Annotated in this window: 14 protein-coding genes and 1 tRNA gene; 7 read left to right on the top strand and 8 right to left on the bottom strand. The window is 42.6% G+C overall.

Translation table 11 applies throughout. From position 1 onward, the window contains the following. Positions 1–361 precede the first annotated feature (361 nt). From K5Q73_RS07365 to K5Q73_RS07355, 3 genes are all read right to left on the bottom strand, one after another. Positions 362–438 (bottom strand) — tRNA-Pro (locus tag K5Q73_RS07365). 136 nt (positions 439–574) lie between these two features. Continuing rightward, positions 575–2,359, bottom strand: a complete 1,785-nt coding sequence (locus K5Q73_RS07360; RefSeq protein WP_220759393.1) for a DUF3413 domain-containing protein — start codon at positions 2,357–2,359, stop codon at positions 575–577. A gap of 83 nt (positions 2,360–2,442) precedes the next feature. After that, positions 2,443–2,658: a YejL family protein gene (locus tag K5Q73_RS07355; RefSeq protein WP_220759392.1), complete on the bottom strand. Its 216-nt coding sequence runs from the start codon at positions 2,656–2,658 to the stop codon at positions 2,443–2,445. Positions 2,659–3,121: 463 nt separating this feature from the next. On the opposite strand from K5Q73_RS07355, the gene yejK reads away from it, so the two are divergent. The 3 genes from yejK to K5Q73_RS07340 all read left to right on the top strand — a co-directional run bounded on the left by yejK (position 3,122) and on the right by K5Q73_RS07340 (position 6,189). Then, on the top strand, positions 3,122–4,150 hold the full coding sequence (yejK, locus tag K5Q73_RS07350) for a nucleoid-associated protein YejK (RefSeq protein WP_220759391.1): 1,029 nt from the start codon (positions 3,122–3,124) through the stop codon (positions 4,148–4,150). Between the two features lie 291 nt (positions 4,151–4,441). Continuing rightward, on the top strand, positions 4,442–5,317 hold the full coding sequence (locus K5Q73_RS07345) for a 6-carboxytetrahydropterin synthase (RefSeq protein ID WP_220759390.1): 876 nt from the start codon (positions 4,442–4,444) through the stop codon (positions 5,315–5,317). 80 nt (positions 5,318–5,397) lie between these two features. Then, complete coding sequence (locus K5Q73_RS07340; RefSeq protein WP_220759425.1) at positions 5,398–6,189, top strand: M23 family metallopeptidase; 792 nt, start codon at positions 5,398–5,400, stop codon at positions 6,187–6,189. 82 nt (positions 6,190–6,271) lie between these two features. Here K5Q73_RS07340 and K5Q73_RS07335 read toward each other — a convergent pair whose 3' ends face one another. Further along, on the bottom strand, positions 6,272–6,778 hold the full coding sequence (locus tag K5Q73_RS07335) for a DUF2062 domain-containing protein (protein ID WP_220766136.1): 507 nt from the start codon (positions 6,776–6,778) through the stop codon (positions 6,272–6,274). A 31-nt stretch (positions 6,779–6,809) separates the two neighbouring features. Between K5Q73_RS07335 and K5Q73_RS07330 the strand changes: the two genes are divergently transcribed. From K5Q73_RS07330 to K5Q73_RS07315, 4 genes are read left to right on the top strand one after another with little or no spacing between them, the layout of a single operon-like run. After that, entirely contained in the window at positions 6,810–9,221 is a 2,412-nt protein-coding gene (locus K5Q73_RS07330) for a DNA internalization-related competence protein ComEC/Rec2 (RefSeq protein ID WP_220759389.1), read from the top strand. A gap of 32 nt (positions 9,222–9,253) precedes the next feature. After that, positions 9,254–11,077 carry a lipid A export permease/ATP-binding protein MsbA gene (gene msbA / locus K5Q73_RS07325; protein ID WP_220759388.1) on the top strand — a complete coding sequence of 608 codons (1,824 nt, stop codon included), beginning with the start codon at positions 9,254–9,256 and terminating at the stop codon, positions 11,075–11,077. Then, positions 11,078–12,070 carry a tetraacyldisaccharide 4'-kinase gene (lpxK, locus tag K5Q73_RS07320; RefSeq protein ID WP_220759387.1) on the top strand — a complete coding sequence of 331 codons (993 nt, stop codon included), beginning with the start codon at positions 11,078–11,080 and terminating at the stop codon, positions 12,068–12,070. A gap of 11 nt (positions 12,071–12,081) precedes the next feature. Next, the gene (locus tag K5Q73_RS07315) at positions 12,082–12,255 is read left to right on the top strand and encodes a Trm112 family protein (RefSeq protein WP_220759386.1); all 174 of its coding nucleotides are present in this window, start codon (positions 12,082–12,084) and stop codon (positions 12,253–12,255) included. A 179-nt stretch (positions 12,256–12,434) separates the two neighbouring features. Here the strand turns inward: K5Q73_RS07315 and K5Q73_RS07310 are convergent, their stop codons facing one another. From K5Q73_RS07310 to K5Q73_RS07295, 4 genes are all read right to left on the bottom strand, one after another. Beyond that, positions 12,435–14,984 carry a hypothetical protein gene (locus K5Q73_RS07310; protein ID WP_220759385.1) on the bottom strand — a complete coding sequence of 850 codons (2,550 nt, stop codon included), beginning with the start codon at positions 14,982–14,984 and terminating at the stop codon, positions 12,435–12,437. Positions 14,985–15,596: 612 nt separating this feature from the next. Then, positions 15,597–16,964, bottom strand: coding sequence for a sigma-54 dependent transcriptional regulator (locus tag K5Q73_RS07305; RefSeq protein ID WP_220759384.1), 1,368 nt, complete (start codon positions 16,962–16,964; stop codon positions 15,597–15,599). A gap of 248 nt (positions 16,965–17,212) precedes the next feature. After that, entirely contained in the window at positions 17,213–19,528 is a 2,316-nt protein-coding gene (locus tag K5Q73_RS07300; RefSeq protein WP_220759383.1) for a hypothetical protein, read from the bottom strand. 305 nt (positions 19,529–19,833) lie between these two features. Then, on the bottom strand, positions 19,834–21,273 hold the full coding sequence (locus tag K5Q73_RS07295; protein ID WP_220759382.1) for a hypothetical protein: 1,440 nt from the start codon (positions 21,271–21,273) through the stop codon (positions 19,834–19,836). Between the last annotated feature and the right edge of the window lie 174 nt (positions 21,274–21,447).

Here is a 21,447-nt window from a genome sequence, read left to right as displayed (position 1 = left end):
TTCTTATTTATACCAATCAGTATAAGAAGTTGATCTACTCAGAGCGTTTTTGGCAAACTAATTCAAGGCGAATAACTGAAAGAATGGTTGCTCCCTTGTGAAGTTATTCAACGCAGAAGTAGGCAGCCAAAACGCTCCAGAATGGCGAGTTTTAGCGGCTCTGATACTGCGACTCTTAATAAACAAAGAGGGAGCTTAAACCTAGTTTAACTATGCTCTGCACTCGTTGTTTTGTCTCAGCGCCACTAAACTCTCGCTGAGCGACCAAATCTTTATACTAATTGGTATTATAAGTTTTAGTTTTTATAAATAGTGCAGAAACAAAAAAGCCAGCTGATTAGCTGGCTTTTTTGTATTTATTTGGTCGGGATAACAGGATTTGAACCTGTGATCTCTTGTCCCCCAGACAAGCGCCTTACCGGACTAGGCCATATCCCGAGATATTCTACAGAACAAGTTATAAACTATTCATAACAAAGGGGGGAATTCTGAAGAGCCAGCACTTTATCAACTCATTTTTGATTGCGCAAGCCCTTCGTACATTCAAGCGATTCATTTGCTTAGTTTATAATCTTTAATGGATGTAGAGTCTACGTCCTTCGCGCATCACTTCAATTAGCTCTGGGGCGCTCAATTTCTTCTTTAAGCGCTTTTTGTACTCACTGTCGTATATACGGTATTTGCCGTGACGGTCAATTACGGTGATTTCTGACTCTTGATAGATAGCAAATATACGGTGGTCGCCAACATATACCCATGTTTTGTCACTCGGTTGCATAAGACTCTGATCTGAACTGTAGTCAGATGCTGGGTTCGTACATCCTAGAGTTTGGGTCAAAATAGCAGGTACTAAGCCATTGTGCGTAGTACGATACTTTATCTGTTTGCCTGACTCTTCGTTAGGCCAGTGAATAATCATTGGCACACGAACACTGTCTGGAGACAGGTTAACAAGTGCCTCGTCAGAGTTACTGGTAAACATTTTACCGTTAACGCCAGTAATCACTACCATAGTGCTTTTAGGCAGATTATTAACAACCATCTCAATCTGTTTATCTATAAAGTTAAGCGATTGACGATATTGGTTAAATAGCACTTTTTGAGCAGGCTTTAACCTAGAGGAAGACTCAACCGTTTTGATACCAAGAAAGCCAATAGGCGTATCATAACTATCAGGCGACTTGAGGTTCAGCAAACTGAACCAAGGTTGGCTAGCAGAGCCCGTCCATTGTTGCCAATTAGCGATGGATTGTAGATCAGATTTAGCATAACTATTGATGTGCTCGGCATCGACTCGCTCGAAATCATCAAATATGGCCAAAGGTGCGGGCAGGGTATCTTGGGTGGTAAATAACCCTAAGTCATAACCCTTAGCTGTTAGTTCTTGCGTTAATACCGGGCTTTGATAATGCAGATCTACGGCATTAGAATAGCTGCCTTGCAGTGCATAAAGCAGGCTAAACATTCCGCTATTAAACTGATTGCCACCACTGAGATGCTTGGTAAAGTTCATGTTCTGCTTAGCGTAGGCTGCGAGAAACGGCATCGTAGACTTATCAACAAGATCGGCACGCAAGCTATCTACCGCAATGACTAATATATTTGGTAGAGTATCGGCTGTGCACTGCATGGCTGACAAGGGATATTGCAGGCTCGACTTAGGTTGCGTCTGATTTCTATGATCCTGAATACCTTCAATGCCGTAGCTTTCCATTAAGCTTTTTGCCGTTGCTGGATAAGACAGTGGGTAGGCGTCATCGAAATGGGTGATTTCGGTGACATCGGCAGCGTCGCCCCAGATATGAATAAGGTGACTGGAGATAAAGCAGATCCCTACTACTGCAACAACTTTGTTGCCGACGTTACGCTTACGAATTTTTTCGATTCGCTTCCAAAGGAAGTTTGCAAGCGTTAGCTCTATCACCAAAATGGCAATAGGCGTAATAATGTAAGAAGTACCCCGAAGTAGGGCGTTTAAGTCTGCCCAGGCAAGATCAAAAACAAAAGGGCTTAGATGCAAACCATAATCGTCATAAATCACAGTGTCGTACAGCAGCAGACATAAGCTCAGTGTTGCCACTGTGGCGGCATAACCTCTAAGGATCCTTGAATAAGGCAGTAACAAGGTTACGGGGAAAATGAAGACTAAATAGACCATAAAAGCGAGGAAGCTAAAATGGCCTATCGTGCTGATCACTAAATAGCTCCAGCCAATAAATGATTCAGGAAGTCCAATAGTGTCGAGATAGCGATAGCCGACAATAATGGCAAGTAGACCATTAATAAAGGCAAACCAATGTCCCCAGCTTACTAAGCGGGAAACCCGATCACGTCCAATCTGTTTTTGTCGCTCGACCATGTTGTTCCATTTATTGTTTTGGCTTTTTAAAGGCTAACGTTTATCAATTAGCCTAAACGAGTTCAGCTTAATTTGTACCAGAGTTAACTTTTTACTGAGCGTGATAAAGCCTTAGCAAATTGCTCTGCCACTGCTTCACGAGCTTCAGCTGGTACTTTCTTTTGTAAAAGGTGAGTCACGCAATTACCTAGGGCCATTAAGCTTAGGTCTGTTGGAGATTGATGCTTCTCTAAAACTGCAAGTAATTCAGCAATAATTGACTCTACTTGAGCGTTAGAATATTTAGATTGAATAGCCATAATGATAAAGGTTCGCTTTAAAACTTAATTAACGGCATATAATAACGGATTTTTAGCAGAAGCTCCGCACTTTTTGTACTCCTTTTTGGGATGATAGTTTGATTGCCGCAGATTATTCGTCGAAAAGACGATTTTTTTGCTTGTCATTGCAATTTCCTCATTATTTACATCACAGCCATAATGAATCGTTTCTTGAGTGATTAAAGGCACTTTTAACGATAACTATATACTTTGTAAACCTTGGTGTAGGGGCTGTTTGGCGCTATTAATGCTTAATTATTACGCCAGTTTTACCATTGAAGATATATAGATTTCTAGCGCTGCTCTGGTATGATAGCCATCACTAGATTGTGGTTGGCTGAAACGTTAACAACGGCTGCTATTTCGGCTGCAAAAAACAACCATTTTTATATTTTTGAGCGTAGGCTATTGCTTCGCTCCTTGCCAAACTTATCGAGGCTCAATGAGTATTAACGTCGAACAAGCCATTATCCACTCCATTTCTCAAGATGGTGAAGGTCAACTTAGTTGTCGATTACGTCCGCAACCTTTGCTAAATAGCCAAGCAGTTGAGGCGATGCTAGAAGAGTTGCATCAAACCTATACCACCAAAGCGGGAAAAGGTTTTGGTCACTTTGGCATTAATGGAGAAGATGGCGAAGCAAACACTAAGTTTGAAGAAGCGTTAACGACATACCGCAGCGGCGAGCTTGGTTTTGTTGAGTTTTCAGGTATCGCTGGCAAGCTATTACAAGAAGAACTGGCTAAATATGACTTTAGCACTGGCGGTTTCTTATTGTTGTCTTGTTATACCTCTATGACGAGTGATTACCTGTTTGTGTCTCTGCTCAATGCAAAATCGTCTATGACAGTACTCGATGATATGGAGCTATCGCAAAACACCCATTTAGATCTTAATAACGTGCAACTCGCTGCTCGTATTGATTTAACCGAGTGGCAAGCCGATCCTGAGTCGAAAAAATATATCTCCTTTATCCGTGGTCGTGCGGGTCGTAAAGTGGCTGACTTTTTCCTAGATTTTATGGGTTGTGTTGAAGGCGTTAATACCAAGGCGCAGAATAAATCGTTGATGAATGCGGTTGAAGATTTTGTCGGTAACAGTGAGCTGACTAAAGATGAGCGTCAGCAAGCTCGTGAGCGTGTATTTGATTATTGTACCGAGCGTTGCGATGAAGGTGCATCGATTCAAATTAAAGATTTGGCTGATGAGTTAGCAGATCAAGGCATGGACTCTTTCTATGATTTCGCCCAAGGCGGCAATTATGAGTTAGAAGAGGAGTTCCCTGGTGATAAGCCAACCTTGAGACAGTTGAAAAAATTCTCTGGCACAGGTGGCGGGGTAACATTAAGTTTTGATGGTCAACATCTTGGAGAAAGAGTTATTTACGATCCTGTATCAGACACGATTATCATTAAAGGTGTACCAGCTAACCTTAAAGATCAGTTAGATCGTCGCCTGAAAGGGGAATAACTGCCTAGTCGTCCACAGTGACGATTAATCCACTGAATGAAAACCGAGCCATAAGTGCTCGGTTTTTTGTTTTTTGCGTACATAATTTTTATAGTGACTTATGAATGGACAAAATGAGCGCTGTGCAGTGTAAATAGGCACTTAATAGTCGAATGTTAGCTCTGTTCATTGTAAGCTACGGCTAAGATATGAAGCGCTGAGTTCCACTGGACTCAAACTAACCAAATTCATCCTGTGGCCATTGCTGCATGGACTAAGACAGGTAGACTGTTTTTCTACCTAGGAGCATAAATGCAACTGTTTGTTAAAGATTTAACCGTTATCGATTTCTCATATCTTTGCCCTATTCGTGGCATGGTAGGGGAAAGCTGGATTGTTGACGTGTTGCTCGATGGTGGTTTAGATGAGCAAAATATGGTGCTCGATTTCGCTAAAGTGAAACGTACTATTAAAAACACCATAGATGATGTGGCCGACCATCGTCTGCTGATCCCAACCGCTTGCAGTGAAGTGCGCTGGCAACAACAAGGGGATCGGGTATGGATGGACTTTAATTCTCAACAAGGCGATATTCATCTTGCGTGTCCTTCACAAGCGTTCGCACTCATTCCAAGTGAATTGATTGATTTTGAAAGCGTGAATAAGTTTCTGCAGCAAGCACTTACGCAAGTATTGCCAGCCAATGTTGAAGGTATTTCGTTGACATTAAGGAATGAAATCCACGAGGCTCCTTATTACCATTACAGCCATGGTTTGAAAAAGCATGATGGTAATTGCCAGCGAATTGCTCACGGACATCGTAGTCCGGTCACCGTATTTGAAAACGGCGTAGCCGCACCCAAATGGGATGAGTATTGGGCCAAACGTTGGCAGGATATCTACCTCGCAACCATAGAAGATGTGGTGTCAGTTGGTACTCTTAATCTATCGCCGCAAGCTGCCATTAATGATAGTAGTCATTATGGTTTTCACTATCAGGCGCCGCAGGGTGACTTTCAGTTAGCCATGCCTAAGGGACGTTGCGATATCCTTCCACAGGATACAACTGTTGAGTTATTAGCAGATTATATGGCGCAAACTTTATTTGAAAAAGTACCAACTAGCGATTTTAAGGTCATTGCCTATGAAGGAGTTGGTAAAGGGGCGATTGCTAGCCGAAGAGCCTAGCAGCCACTTATTTATAAAACATCTAAGGAGTCGCTTTGAGACCATTTACTCGTATCATTGTTAGTGGCGTTTTGACCAGTATGGCTTTTCAGGTTAGCGCTGCCGTTGAACTGAACGGCGAGCTGTCCCAAGGGGCACTCGTACGAGCCAAAGTACAACCCGGTACTCAGGTATTTTTAAACGATGAAGTCGTTAAGGTAAATGAGCTAGGTCAGTTCGCCTTTGGTTTTGCTCGTGAAGCAGAGCTTGAGCAGATGCTTAAATTAGTGTATCCCGATGGTTTGACTGAGCTTAAGCCATTAAAACTGAAACAGCGTCAGTATAAAATCCAGCAAGTAAATGGGATCAGCAAGAAGATCATGAAACCTGATCCTAAAGCACAAGCACGTGCTGCAAAGGATTCAAAGCAAGTTAAAGCCGCTAGAGCTGAATTTACTGAGAGTAATGCCTTTGCGCAAGATTTCATCTGGCCATTAACTGGCAGGATCTCAGGAGTTTATGGTAGCCAGAGGATCTATAATGGCAAACCTGGCACACCTCATTACGGGGTTGATGTGGCTGCTAAAACAGGAACCGTAGTAGTGGCACCAGCAGATGGAGTGATATCGCTTTCTGTGCCAGATATGTTTTATTCAGGTGGCACTATGATCATCGACCATGGCTACGGTGTAAACTCGAGTTTTCTGCACTTGAGTAAGCTGTATGTAAAAGAAGGTGACGTGGTTAAGCAGGGTGACAAGGTAGCTGAAGTGGGCTCCACAGGACGCTCAACAGGCCCGCACCTTGACTGGCGAGTAAATTGGTATCAGATGCGACTTGATCCAACTACAGTCGTTCCTTCGATGAAGAGTGTTCTGGCTAAAGAAAAGTAAGACCTTCTAATCAATGTCTTTTCCCCAATAAAAAAGCAGTCTAATGACTGCTTTTTTATTGGGTGATTTTTATCTTGAAAGCCTATTTATAACGATTCTTCCATTTAAATAGTACCGAATATTTCCATAGGGTTTTAATGATAAAATAACTGACTAAGCCAAAAATGCCCGCCAAAACAAAACATCCCAAAAGAAATGGAGGCCCAATCGTTTCTACTGACGCTTGGATCCAGTGCCAGCTAGCCTCAAAGTTAAACGCTTGGGGCTCATGGCCTAGCAACTTTGCTCCTAGAAGATAAGCGATATAAAACATAAAGGGCATGGTGATGGGATTTGTGACCCATACAAGCGCAACAGCAAGAGGCAGATTTACGTTGAATAAGATTGCTAGCGCGGCGGCTAATACCATTTGAAACGGCATAGGGATCCATGCCACAAATAAGCCAACAGCGAACGCACCAGGGGCTGAATGGCGATTTAATGACCATAGATTGGGTTTTAGCAGTAGATCGCCAAACATGCGCAGGTGTTTATGTTCACGCAATGTTTCAGGCTTAGGCATAAATTTTTCAATTAATTTTTTTGGCATAACTTCAATTTGCTGTCTTAACTTATTCACTATGAATCGATTTATGTGCGGCTACTGCGTCACCATTATTTCAGCGATGCTTTGGCCTACTCTGGCTAATCTTTATTTCCTACCTTTACTAATCGTAGTGGTTATTATCGCCTGTAAGCGTGTGCCATTTATTGCCGGAAGCTTATTTGCAATCAGCTGGATTAGCCTTTTTTATGCATTATTAATGGGCTGGGACACAAATGAACGAGTCGATACATTGAATGTTGAGGGCGAGATAGTATCACTTGTTCATACAAACGGCGACTGGATTAGTATGGATATTGTGCTGATTGATTCAATTTCCCCCCATTTGGTTAATCGTAAGCTTAGATTAACTTGGAAGGGAGCGCCGCCTATAACCCCCGGTCAGCATTGGCTGTTAGAGATAACTCCTAAGACCATCACCAGCACATTAAATCAGGGAAGTTACAACCAGCAAAAGAACCTGTTAGCTAAACATATTACAGGTAAAGGTAGAGTTGTTAGTGGCAAATTACTAACCCATGAGCCGAATTTTCGAACTCAGTTAATTGTTGAACTCAAGCAGGTACTCACTCACTACACCAGTGGTGACTTGTTACTTGCGCTAGTGGCGGGAGACAAAACGATGATCTCCGCCGAACGTTGGCAACAGCTGAGAAACAGCGGAGCAGGCCATCTCTTTGCTATTTCGGGATTACACCTTTCAGTGGTCTCATTGTGGCTATTAATGCTTGCTCGGTTTTTGTTATACAGATATAGCGCGGTAAACAGTCGTCGTAATTGGTTGCTGTGTCTCGCGTTTTCGGCAGTAGGCGCTGTTGCTTATGCATATCTAGCAGGTTTTTCTATATCGACACAGCGGGCGGTAATAATGCTGCTGGCGTTTATCTGCTTTAGTGCCTTGCATAGACATTCCTCCTGCTGGGAACGCTTACTGTATGCACTTTTTGTGGTGTTACTCATCGATCCCTTAAGTATGTTGAGCGCGAGCTTCTGGCTTTCTTTTAGCGCATTGGGAATTATCCTACTTACTGTAACTAAGCACTCTTATCATTCTCAAGCTGTCACTGCCAATCTCGAAAATAAGGCAATGGATAACGCTAATCAGAGGAAGCGAGTTGCTTTATGGCTAAAGTTTCGCGGCGCTTGTAGCGCATTTTGGGCTGTGCAGTGGCGGTTAACACTGGGTCTATGTGTGGTTCAGGCTATCTTTTTTTCTGGAACTTCGTTAGTGAGCCTCGCAGTTAATCTACTGTTAGTTCCATGGTTTACGTTAGTTGTCATTCCTCTTTGTTTGTTGTCATTAGCGTGCTTCATACTGGCTATAAGCGTGGGATTGTCAGCTACAGGCATATTTGGGCTGGCGGCAAAAACAATGGTGCCAGTGGCTGCCATTTTGAACTACAGCAGCCAGTTTGAATTTGTCTGGCTTGGGTTGTCCGATCAAGTTATAGCGGGCTTAATCTATGCACTCATTGGTTTGTACATAGTAATAAACGTAAAGGCTTTTATCTGGCGGTTAGTGTTGTCAGTGATGATATTGCCACTGTTATTAATAAATTTGTTTATGTTCACGGCCATTGCAGATAAGCGCTGGCAAGTACACCTACTCGATGTTGGTCAAGGGCTTTCCTTGGTAATAGAGCAGGGCAAGCGCGTCATAATTTATGATACAGGTGCGCGATATGGTGACAGCTTTAGCTATGCAGAGCGTGTGGTGCTGCCTTTTCTTACCAGTAAAGGCATCGAGCAGCTTGATTATCTCATTGTGAGTCATAGCGATAATGACCATGCTGGTGGTTCTGAAGTTATTATTAAGCGTTACCCTAAGACTAAGCTTATTTCAGATCTTGAGATGGATATGGGCAAAGCACTGACTCATTCATTTACTGAAAAAATGACGTCAACAACAAAGCAATACAATTGCAGACCTAAAGTCATCAAATGGCAAAACCTTAGCCTTGAAGTGCTAGCTCCTAATGAAGCAAGAGCAGGTAACAACGGCTCGTGTGTGATCAGAGTGAGCGATGCCAGTCACTCAGTGCTATTGAGCGGAGATATTGAAAAACGAGCCGAGCATAGGCTGCTTGATAAAACACATGAGCAAGCAACAAGGCGACTAAAGAGTACATTGTTAATTGCTCCCCATCATGGAAGTAAAACATCATCGACAGAATCATTTATCGATGCTGTATCGCCAGAGCTGGTTTTATTCCCTGCTGGCTATAAAAATCGCTATGGATTTCCAAATTCTGAAGTGGTTTTACGCTACCATCAACGCAATATTTCCACCTTAACCAGCGGAGAACAAGGGCAGATAAGTATTTTATTTAATCAGCAAACAATGAAAATTCGAACTTATCGTTCAGATTTTGCACCATTTTGGTATAACCAAGTGTTTAGGTTTGGCCAGATTAACAATCCAGAGTAGAATGCTTCTTTTGCCAATATGTTAATCTCTTAATGACAACATCTCCTAAAAATGAAGTCTGGACAGTATTTAAGCGACTGCTGGGCTATTTAAAGCCTCTTAAAGCAGTATTAGCTTTTGCCATCATTGGTCTAATGATGTACGCCCTTGTCGATGCCACTTTTATCGCGGTGATCAAACCATTTATCGATGAGGGATTTGGCGGTCAGGCAGGCCAAGCAGCACAAGCTGCTGGCGGGCTAAGCAGTGTCGATTTCGGAACTGGTGGCGGCTTTAACTCAAGTAGCGATGTATTATTAATGGCGCCGTTTGTGGTCATAGGTCTTTTCTCGTTACGTGGTCTGGCAAACTTCCTATCGACTTATTGTATCTCTTACATGAGTGCGCGGGTGATTATGGATATGCGTCAAGAAGTGTTTGAACACTACCTGACTCTCCCCGTCAGCTATATGGACTCAGAAAATACTGGTAATTTGATCTCACGCGTCACCTATGACACTGAACAGATTGCTAGAGCTTCAGGTAGTGCATTAATTACTATCGTGCGAGACAGCATTACAGTTGTCGGTATGATTGCTGTTATGTTTTATTTCTCATGGCAACTTTCTTTAGTCATTTTGGTCGTTGGACCGATTATTGGTTTAGTGATCACTGTTGTTAGTCGCCGTTTCAGAAAGGTTTCTAAACAAATTCAAACTGCCATGGGCGGAGTTACTGCAGCTACTGAGCAGATGATTAAAGGCCATAAGAATGTGTTGTCTTTTGGTGGTCAAGAAACTGAAGCCCAGCGCTTTGCTAAAGTGAATGCTCAAAATCGTTATCAAACCATGAAGCTGGCAACAGCTCAGGCTATCAGCCAGCCATTGGTGATGATTATCGGTTCGTTCGCGTTGGCGTTTGTACTTTACGCAGCAAGCATCGACAGCATGAAAGCTGAGCTAACAGCGGGTACCTTTGCCACTATCTTGGGCGCGATGCTGGCCATGCTACAGCCGATTAAAAATTTAACCCGTGTTAATGCCGAGTTTCAGCGCGGTATCGCCGCCTGTACCACGGTATTTGAGCTATTAGATACTGAGCCAGAGAGTGATAAAGGTACACTTGAAGTTGAGCGTGTTAAAGGTGAGCTTGCCTTTAACCATGTGGACTTTAGTTACCCAGGGCATGACAAACTGGCGCTTAATAGTATCGACTTTAAAGTCGAGCAAGGGCAAACCTTGGCCTTAGTCGGTCGTTCAGGTTCTGGTAAGTCAACGATTGCGAGCCTAGTGACTCGTTTTTATACCGGCCTTAAAGCGGGTGATATCACCCTAGATGGACAAAACATTGATGACTATAAGCTTAAAACTTTACGCAGTCAGGTAGCGTTGGTCTCACAACAAGTGACACTATTTAACGACACTATCGCCAATAATATCGCCTATGCATATCCTGGTGTGGCAACTCGAGAACAGATCATTGAAGCGGCAACGCTTGCCCATGCGATGGAATTTATCGAGCCGATGGAGTTGGGCTTAGATACCCAGATTGGTGAGAATGGCGTGATGTTATCTGGTGGTCAAAGACAGCGTATCGCGATTGCAAGAGCAATACTGCGTAATGCACCTGTACTGATCCTTGATGAGGCAACTTCAGCGCTCGATACCGAGTCAGAGAAAGCGATTCAGCAGGGCCTAGATAACTTACGTCAAAACAGAACCTCTATCGTGATTGCACATCGCTTATCGACGATTGAAAGCGCAGACCAAATTTTAGTGGTTGACCAAGGTAAGATTGTTGAACGTGGCAATCATGAAACCTTGCTAGCTAAAGGCGGTGTTTACGCTAACCTGTATCAGATGCAGTTCGGTAGCTAAATGCAGGCTTGGGTTAATAAACTATGGTATCAGGGCCATCCGCTGAGATTTGCGTTATGGCCTCTGTCATTACTTTTTGCCGTTATCACAGGGTGTCGACGTCAACTGTTTCGCTTAGGGTTAAAGAAGGCGATTAAGTTTCCCGTGCCAGTGATTATCGTAGGTAATATTACAGTTGGTGGTAGTGGTAAAACACCAACGGTTATTTACCTTATCGAGCTATTAAGAAAACACGGTTTTAACCCCGGCGTCATTAGTCGTGGCTATGGCGTCGAAATAGATGGCGTGAGGGCGGTATTGCCAGAAGATACACCGAGCAGTGTTGGCGATGAGCCGGCGATGATAGTGTCGCGCACCGGCGTACCCATGGTCGTTGGCGCCAAGCGTGTCGATGCGGCCAATTTGCTGCTTGAGAAGTTTGACGTTGATATCATCATTAGTGACGATGGCCTGCAACACTATCAGCTGGGCCGCGATATCGAGCTTATCATTCTCGATGGCGAACGCCGACTCGGTAATGGCATGTTGTTGCCGTCTGGACCACTTCGCGAAGGTGCTTGGCGTTTACAAACTGTTGATCACATTATTGTTAATGGCGGTGATGCCCAGAGCGGCGAGCAACAGATGCTGCTAGAGCCAACCAAGTGGTTACCTGTATCAAGCAAACATGATGAGAGCTTACCACCGACTCTGTCACAGCCATTAGTCGCTATGGCCGGCATCGGTAATCCACAGCGCTTCTTCGATACATTACAAGCGCAAGGCTATTGTGTTGAACATGCACAAGCATTTGATGACCATAGCACTTACAGTGAAACAGCCCTTAATCAATTGGCAAATGGGCGTTTGTTGGTGATGACAGAAAAAGATGCGGTGAAATGTCGCGATTTTGCAAAAGATAACTGGTGGTATCTCGCGGTAGATGCGAAGCTATCTCCCTCATTTGATAAACAACTACTGGCCAAAATTGATCGGTTGGTAGCAGATAAGTAAAGGCATTCGAAATGGCATTTGATAAAAAATTACTCGAAATCGTTGCGTGTCCAGTGTGTAAAGGCAAACTTGAATTCAACAAAGAAACCCAACAGCTGATCTGTAAAGCTGATAAGTTGGCTTATCCAATCAATGACGGTATTCCGGTATTGCTAGAGAACAAAGCCGAGCCATTGGCCGACTAAGTTTTGCTATCATTGAAAAGCGCCTATCAGGCGCTTTTTTTGTACCCAGCTTTCAACCACGTAATTCAGGCTGTGGGTTCTAAACCGTACGGTATGCTTGCTGGGAGTACGAAAATAATAGGGGCATATTGCCCCTATTATAAAATATAAAACTAAATATTATTTCCTCGTTTATGACGTTACTGACTTGGTTCTAAATGCACGAAAACAGTGGCGTCTTTATCTTGTACTGCGCCGCCATCAAAATCCTCAACTTTAATGGTTAATATACCACTAGGTTCAGTAGGAACAGTCCCTCCTATATGGCTTAACAGATTAGGTGCGGTATCAGTATCAGTTAGCACCTCTACTCTGAATGAGCAGCGATATGCATCATTCTTCGCGATTGTTTGAGGATCAATTGCACTCGGTTGATGACAGGCACCGTAAGTGTGTCCGTCTCCAGCAAACTCTCCAAAGCCGTCATTGATGATATTGTAATGAGTTAGATCAAGATCTTCGATATTCAAACCTGCTATTTTCAAGTGAGTTAGCTTAATATCTTCAAATGTCGATAAGTTGTTAACCGTTACAAACACCCTTGTAGACAAGTTAACCGTTAAGTTTGCATTAGCGGGTATGTCTTTAAAGGTGACAGTTGCCGAGCTGGTATTGGAGTCGATGTTACTTTCTTCATCGGTAATGGTGACATAAGCGGTATTATCAAGCTGATTGTCGGGCTCTCCCGTTACTGCTGCAGGGAAAGTACATGAATACGTAACATTGTAGGCAATCGATACTGTACCATCGAATTTACAAGTACTGCCCGCGGTTGGAGTAACACGGCTACCGCTTAACACAGGATCGGTCAAACTAAGTAGACGAATAGTCTCTTTAGCCGGAGAGGTGTTCTTGACACTAAACTTGTACACCACATCGCCACCAGGTTCATCTACTTCTACGGACTTCGCAAAAGTAACACCATCTAAACTGACTTGTTTATTGAAGACTGCCGTTGGCGCGACATCGATGATGGTGACTTCGGCAAAATCATTAGCAGTTGCGGTATTGCCCTCACTATGACCATTTTTTTCGGAAGCAATAACCGTTGCAGTGTTTTTAACGGTTCTAAGAGCGCCGCTAACAACACGCTTAAAAGTACATTCAAAGGTGTCACCAGTTTCACCCGCAAGGGCTAAATTAATCGGCAATGAATCATCACAACTGTTTCCAGAAATATCTGTGAGTAAGTCTATTGAAGCCGTATCAACAACATCTTTCAATGAGGTTATTGTAAGCGGATCGACGCTACTGGTATTTTTAATTACCAACTTATAAGTGACATCACCGCCGGGCTCATCGATAAAGACTGTACCACTACACTTACCATCATTACCTATGTCGCCCATATAACACGTCCAATTAGGCCCTGAGATAGAGAACTTATCAATATCGATATCTGGGTCTACGTCTTGAACTTTGACCGTTTCAACATTACTACAGGTTGCACCAGCAGGATTCAATGGACCACCTGCAGAATCTGGTCGGGTTGGATCACAGTTATCATCGCCGACGGCGGCATCATTTTTATCTATTGCTTCTACGCGGATAAAGTCCTGATAGAGCTCATCAGTACCGTCGTCTGGTAAATCGTCATCATCCACCTTGACCATGATGTAACAGGTCTTTTGTGGAGATGCGACGGAGAGTTTAAGTCCAGGCACCTCTGCAAGAGCGGTATCACAGGTGTGATCAACATGTGTTGCAACCAAGGTTAAGTTGTCACCGATTTGGGTATCGGTTGTGGTAGTTAAGTCGAAATTGGCAAACACAGTATTATCGGTAGATGAACGGATAATATCTTTTACAGATTGAATGAAAATATCTGATTTAGGACTGGTATTAGTAATGTCAACCTTATACTTAAACAGACCGCCTGGTTCATCAACGGTATCGCTACTTATGAGTGTTTTAGTGATTGTGGGTGGTGTAGGCTTGATGAAAATCGGGATGTTAAGTGTGTCACAATTACACTTGGATTTAGTATTCGGAATCTGGCCGGGTACAGGATCCCTAGCTTCAGTACAGTTATTCCGCTCTTGGTTATCCCAGGCCGCACAGTAATGGAAATCGGCTTGACCATCATCATCTTTATCTATACACAGCATTTCAATAGGTTGCTGATTTAATACATAAGAATCATTGCCATATTTTTTGGTGATATCGGCACACGCATCACCATCGAGAGTGGCGAACGTTTGCCCTTCGGTTGCAGCTTTTTGTCCATTGGGAAGCACAATGCTGCAATAATAGGGGAACGTTAATTCAGAGGGGGCGCCTGCTAACTCTAGCGATATGTTTTTCGGTGTTTGATTTGTTAGCGGCAGGTAGAAAGTCGTATCCCAACGTTCATTCGCGTTAGTTCTAACAACAATGTCGGCATCAAAATCGATGATCTCTCCGATACTACATTCACTTTTACTAGGGTTTAATACCGCTGTAATTTCTACATCATTAGCAGTACAGTTAAGTGCGTCACTAGGTAGGGAGTTACGATCATCCGCTTCTAAATAGGCATCTGCCATACAGAGCTCTTTAGTTAGATTTGGAAATATTAATCCTGGCCCTGAATGTGGTTCAGGATCTTGTGCGTTAGCTGCCGTCAGGCTCGTGACACCATAGAGAGCCGAAGAGCTTATCAGCGCAATACCTAGCGCTTTGATAAGCCGTTTGCATTTAAATCGTTTCATAATATTTACCATCATAATTAAGTGAATATGGATAAAACGTGCTTAGTTTTTACTGGTTGTCTTTAAATGTGTTGCTATTTAATTTGTCGCTTAGTCTGTTTCATGTCAGACGTAACCATTTGGTTTAACTCTATGATCACGTCATTTGGTCACGCGATTGTCGGCAACTTGCCGATATGAGCGATGAGCCTAATAGAACTGTTTTTGCTAACCAGCTTTATTAGGCTTCATGCAACTGCTGCTGATATAGTAAGCAAACAACGCGCCATGGAGGTAAGTATCTGATTGGTATAGGTAAAATGTATTTGCTGTCTAAAAAGGCACCCGTTATGTTTCATTGATGAAACAGGGGCAGAGTGGGATGTGTTTAACTTGTTGTTTTAATGGGGCTGGCTTTGTAACTTAGTGCATTTATGCGGCTGTAACCATAGTTACACCTGTGACACTTGAAATTGCATGGATCTGTTTCACTTGCTTGAAAGTGAGATAAGATGTGAGTTTCACAAGGGGGCTTTATATTTTACCTCTGGGACAGAGTTTGGGCTATAGACAAACGGTAATGAATTAATATGTGGGATCCTCGGCTAATCAAATGGACTCGAGAAGCCATCTCTAGAGTTTAATTTTGCATTTCTTAATTAAACGGTAAAAGGTGGTTCTTGATATCTTAAGCTCACGCGCCGCTGCAGAGATATTGTGATTATTACGTTTGATAGCATCGAGTAGTAACTCGGTATCAATCTCGACCCTGTGTTGAGCTAAGTCAACTACATCATTGACATCTGGCTGAATGTGGGTAATTTTAATTCCTAAATCCGCAGCATTGAGCTGTTCACTATTTGCCATGATAATAGCTCTATGTATACGGTTCTTCAGCTCCCTAACATTACCAGGCCATTCATAAGCGAGCATGGTATCCAATGCTTTCGGGGAAAGAGTGTACTTCCGACTTTCGGGATTGAATAGTTCAAGGTACTCACTGGCTAGCAGTGGTATGTCCTCTTTATGTTCTCTAAGGCTAGGTGCGTGGAGGTGTAGAATATTGATACGGTAATAGAGATCTTCTCTAAATCGCCCCTCTTCTACAGCGGCTTCAAGATTGACATGGGAGGCGAAGATGATTCTGCAATCAATGGGGATATTTCTGCTGCCACCGAGGCGCTCGATAATGTGCTCTTCTAAAAACTGTAACAGATTGACTTGCGATTCCAACGACAAATCACCTATCTCATCTAAGAATAGGGTGCCTTTGTTAGCTCGCTCTATATGGCCAATATACTGTTTGTCGGCGCCAGTAAAGGCGCCTTTTTCGTGACCAAAGAGCTCAGAGTGGATCAAGCTTTGAGGTAAGGCTCCACAGTTGATAGTGATGAAAGGACCGGTTTCTCTCCTTGACTGGCTATGAATTAAATGGGCACAGAGTCCTTTTCCTGTTCCTGTTTCGCCGCTAATGAGGACGGATTCATCTGAATCGGCTACTTTGGATAGGTTAGTCTTAAGTTGTTTGATAAGTTGGCTATTTCCCAGCAATCCATTGCCATGGTTTTTACTTTGAAGGTTACTGTGTAGCGACTTTTTTAATACAGCCATGCCATATGCATGACCTAAAGTGTGGTTTAGGCGTTTCCAGTCAACGGGCTGGTGGTGATAATCTACAAAATAGCGGGATAAGCAAGCTGTTAGTTTATTATCAAGTGGGTGAGTTTCTTCAGTGATTGCAATCCAGACAAGGCCATTTTGATGATCATTTAGCTGATTTATGGCGTGCAATATTTTTTGTGTAGGGGAGTTTGAAATGATTGCTATAGCAATTTTTATTTGGTTTGAATTTAGATACTGTAGGGCACAGTCAAAGCTATCAGCTTGAATACACAGCCAATTAAATTGTTTAAGCTCCCTCTCTCCTTGAAAATCGTGATTGGTAAAGTTTAAAACCAATAGCTCCCTTATCGGTGGCTTGCTATGTTTTAAATCGTTCATTTGTTTTCAATAAAGAATTGAGCCAGTTTCAAGTTAAAACTAGTGGTGCTTAAATTTTAGGCTGCGCTTGGTGTATTGCAAGAATTTATAGATGAATATGCTAATTAATATGGAAATATCCAGCTTGCTGAATGTAAATGCTTGGGGAATTAGATGTTTATTTTTAACTAAAGATAAAACCTTTTTGGGAGAACAGTGAAGGTATTGCTAAAGCAAACGCGCTCTTCCCTGAGCTAATATCGACTTAGTTAATAAGGGGTTGGGATTGATGGGCAGTTTGCAGGATCGCTTGGTACGTACTTAATTCCGTTACCATCGGCAACTTTCATGTTGTTAAAAGTATCTAACAAGGTCTTGTAGTGATTTTGCGCCGCGGCATCTGTACCTTGCCATGCGCTAATTGCAGCTGAAACGATATCTGCGCTAGACATAGTGCCACCACCTGGCATCATCAACACAGCATCCCCACCGAGGCGATACTCAATATTAAACAGAAATGCTAGCAATTGCTGTGCGAGCTGCTCTCTTGGATCGCCGCCGCCATTGCCATCAATTAAGAAATGTGACACCTCGGCTTTGACCGTACCCGCACCTGCTGAGATCCCATCTGTGATGGAGTCATTTTTGTAGGCGGGATCGACATCTGTTCCGTCGGAAAATTCACCGTCAAATGGCTCATCGCCTTTGCCAAAGTAGCTGGTTTCGCTGTCATAAGGGTCTAATGTATTAATATAACTTGTGACAAAGGCTGTCTCCATTTCGCCTAAACCGTTTTTATTATGCCAATAGCCTTTTGTACCAAAGCTTGCTTCGTTGAAGCAGATATTGGTAAATACCACATCACCTAGCGGGGTGCTGCTATTGTCTAGATAAGCGTTACCCGTGATAGGAGGGAGTCGACCATCTGGTCCGCTGGCTTCAGATCGCACGTCAAACTCAAGAGTGACACTTGATGTCGCCATCCAGCCTTGAGCGGTTGCTTCTTCTACTTGGTAGAAATCGGTAGGGTATGGAGTTAACGGCGCATCGCCATAACCATTAGGTAACAGTACGCTAAAGGTCATCTCACCGTTAACATCTGTTATACGGTTGGCATAGCCGTTCTCTAGGATCGGATCTGCGGTGAGTCCAAAGCGTGCCACTACTTCAGCATACACATCGGGATTAACCGTGCTGCTAATAGTATCGGGTATGGGGCCACCATTGGATTCTAGCAAACTTGGGGCGTACTTTAATCGAACTGGCCAGTTGGCTAGTCCAACTTCGTTACCATCTTGGATACCGTTGTTATTAGTATCAAAGATTTTTTTCACTTTAATATTGGCAAAACCAACCTGACTTAAGGTCAGAGTGATTTGTGGATCGCTATCGATTAGAGGCTCGACGCCTAAGGCGGCAGGGATAAAGTCTGAGAACTCATTACTGGTATGGGGTGCTAGGCCGTTATCAAAATTATCGGGGCAAGGCATCTCCATCACGAAGCGCTGAATAAAGTCATTCGCGTCATCGCCATCCCAAAGGTTAGGATCCTCTGGACCGGTATTTAATGAGCTAAACGCTTGGTAGTCATGGACATAACCTGAGGTGGTGAAATACTGACTGTTAAGGTTTTTATCTTGATCTTCTGTCCATCTGAAGTGATCTAACGACCAAATATCATTTAACTGTCCTAAGGCCTCTTTAAGCAAAATCGTGGTGGGATCGCCACTTGACTCATCATTGGTATTATCGGCATTACGGACATTTAAACCATCTTCGATACCATACTCCCATTGCCAGATAAACTTCTCGCCTAGATCTAAACGACAGTTTAAGTTGGCATCGTGATAGTTACGCAGTGCAATAATACCAAACTGTGGTTTTTTCTCTTTTACCTTAAAGTTATCGGTTTTAGCGGAACGCGGAATAAAGCCGTGGAAGTTTCCTGCTTGATAACCCTCTTGGTTAGGCTGATTTGTAGCTCCCATGCCGCCACCATTATCAAATTCATTAATGGGAGCATAAGCATCGACAGGAGTTATCCATGCTTTATAAACGCCACCATTATTCGGTGTATCATCATAGGGGTAGAGTTGGATAACCATGGCGTGGAGGGGAGCGCCACCGTGATCTATATCGGGGTTAAACTCGTGAACCTCCATAGTTTTGTTACCATTGGTTGGGTACGCAGTACAGGAAACAGCTTGCCAAACGCCTTTTTGTTTGACGTAGTTTGTCCCGTCTGCACCAGGGTATGCGGTGATGACACCATTTTCGATTTTAATCTCACGGCAACTGATATGATCTCTAGATAGTAGATCTTTACCACTGGGGTCGGTAACTTGGAAATAGTAATTACCGTCTGGAAGTGCTGCGGCTGAAGCCGGAGCATTCATTCTCGGCCCACCATCAAGGTAGACGTCTAATTTACTTCCGTATCTCACATTCTCATTAACTATGCCACCGTCGCTAGTGGTTGTGAAAATAGCACCCGATAGGGCGTTAGCCGCAATCGGGACACCGGCTAGGACAAGTGCTGCGAACATAGGTAAGAGTGAGAAACGAGGTTTATGTTGAATACTCATAATTGATACCTCATTAATCGCAATATTCGCCTTATTTGATACATATATAGTGCCAATTATTAGTCTTTATAATTCAATGGGGTAGACTTTATTTTTGCGGTGGCATTGTAACAAGGATGTGACACAGAGCCTTATCTTTAAAGGCTTCAACGACTTAGAGTGTTTCATAAGTGAAACATAAACTTAGGAGTGAAGGAAGGTTGAGGAGATATGTAGATATAAGGCCAAATAAATGGCCTTATAAATTAACAACAGAAAGATTACAACAGACGCATTTAGTTCCGCAGCTGTGTATGTGTGAGCATTTAATTATAAAAAATATCTAATTCATAAAGCGGAGCGTTATTGTCATATGACTCATACTTTGCTTGTATGCTGAAATGATCATTCTCTATATCAACTTGCTCAAAATTATCCGTTGCCTCGCTGAAATAGGTTAGCATTCCTTGCTTATCAAGCGGGAGCTTCATAGCGCTAATTGAGCTGGCAAAGGCATCTTCATCAACATTTGAAAATAGAGGGTCAGTCAGCTTTACTGTCTCAAGCCGCTGGTCATTGAACCTGAGTAAGATATGATTTCCTGCTAGCCACCAAGTATTATCATCACTAGCAATATTGATTTTGGTCGCTAAAGGTATTTGCTTTGTAAATTCATCTAAAGTGAAATGCGAGGATGAATTAGGAGCTAGACGATTAAACAACCATTTTTTTTGTGAAGTCGTTAAATTAGGGGGGCTTCCAATCTTAACTGACTTGTTTGAGTGGCTAAGAGTGAAATTCGTCAGTAATTGTTTAGGTACAGAAGCCATCTCAGGATGAAATGTTTCAAACTCAAGCAGTAAGCCTTGTTGATTACTCTCTATAAAAAGTTGATTAGCATTGTGTTGAACCTTGTCTGCCGATAGCTCTGATTGGACTTGGTTAATAGTAGATCTTTGAGGCAATATGCCCTCTATAGCCCAGCTAGTGTCATCAAAACCTGTTCTAAACCCAATAGCGTTTTGCCCCATGGGGTTTAACAACTCAAACCTTGAAGTGACTTTTTTTAGCTTGTCTTGGTTGAAAATAAACCATAAGTTTCTTCCGTAGCCTAGAATAAACTGATTTTCGGCGAGTCGAAGTTCAATACTTGCTGGGCCAAGTTTCTCTATGGTTTGTTTGATATTACTTTCGAGCAGAATGCCGTAAACACCTTCTGAAATAGAAACATGAGCAGGAGGAAGCTTAATCTCTTGAGCCAGTTTGTAAGGTGATTTAGACGATAGTTCATCAATATCAAATGTATATTCATATGAGAACTGGTGTACCTTAAATCCATCAGCGTTATAAGGTGCAGCTATTGTTGAAAGGGCCTTATTGTCTACACACATTTTAAAAGCTTGAGCTTGGATATGAGTGTTGAGTGTTTTGCGTACGTATTCATCTGATGCAGGTTTAAATCTGCTGCTATAGTTTGTCACCCTATGGTTAACATGAGTGATAATTACCGCATCAGCTCCTTTCTCAATAGCCTTTTGATTAAGTAGTACCACAGCGAGCGATAAGGACTTCTCCTGCGGATTACCCTCTTGGTCTAACATTTCAAGATCTTCTGTTTTTAGGCTAATTACACCTAAATCTTTTTCGATACAGCTGGGTTTATGGTTAAAAATAACTTTATTAGGTACGGCATTTGCTTGTGTTAATGGTAGGAGTAAGCCGCCAAGAATTATAGTGTTTAACTTGGTTATTAATTGCATTTCCATATGCTGAGTTGTTCCTTTTAATTACTCTACTTCAATATCAAATAGTTATGAATTACTTAGTTGATTGTATATAGCCATCATTGATAAATGGTATTCAAATTGAGAGTAACCTGGGCTAGTCATATCAGTTAAGGTCTTTGTTTATGTCGATGAAGTCAAATGAGAATTTTAATA

Source organism: Shewanella sp. MBTL60-112-B2 (assembly GCF_019655055.1).
Taxonomy (GTDB): Bacteria; Pseudomonadota; Gammaproteobacteria; order Enterobacterales; family Shewanellaceae; genus Shewanella.
This window is presented reverse-complemented; position numbering and strand designations above follow the sequence as displayed.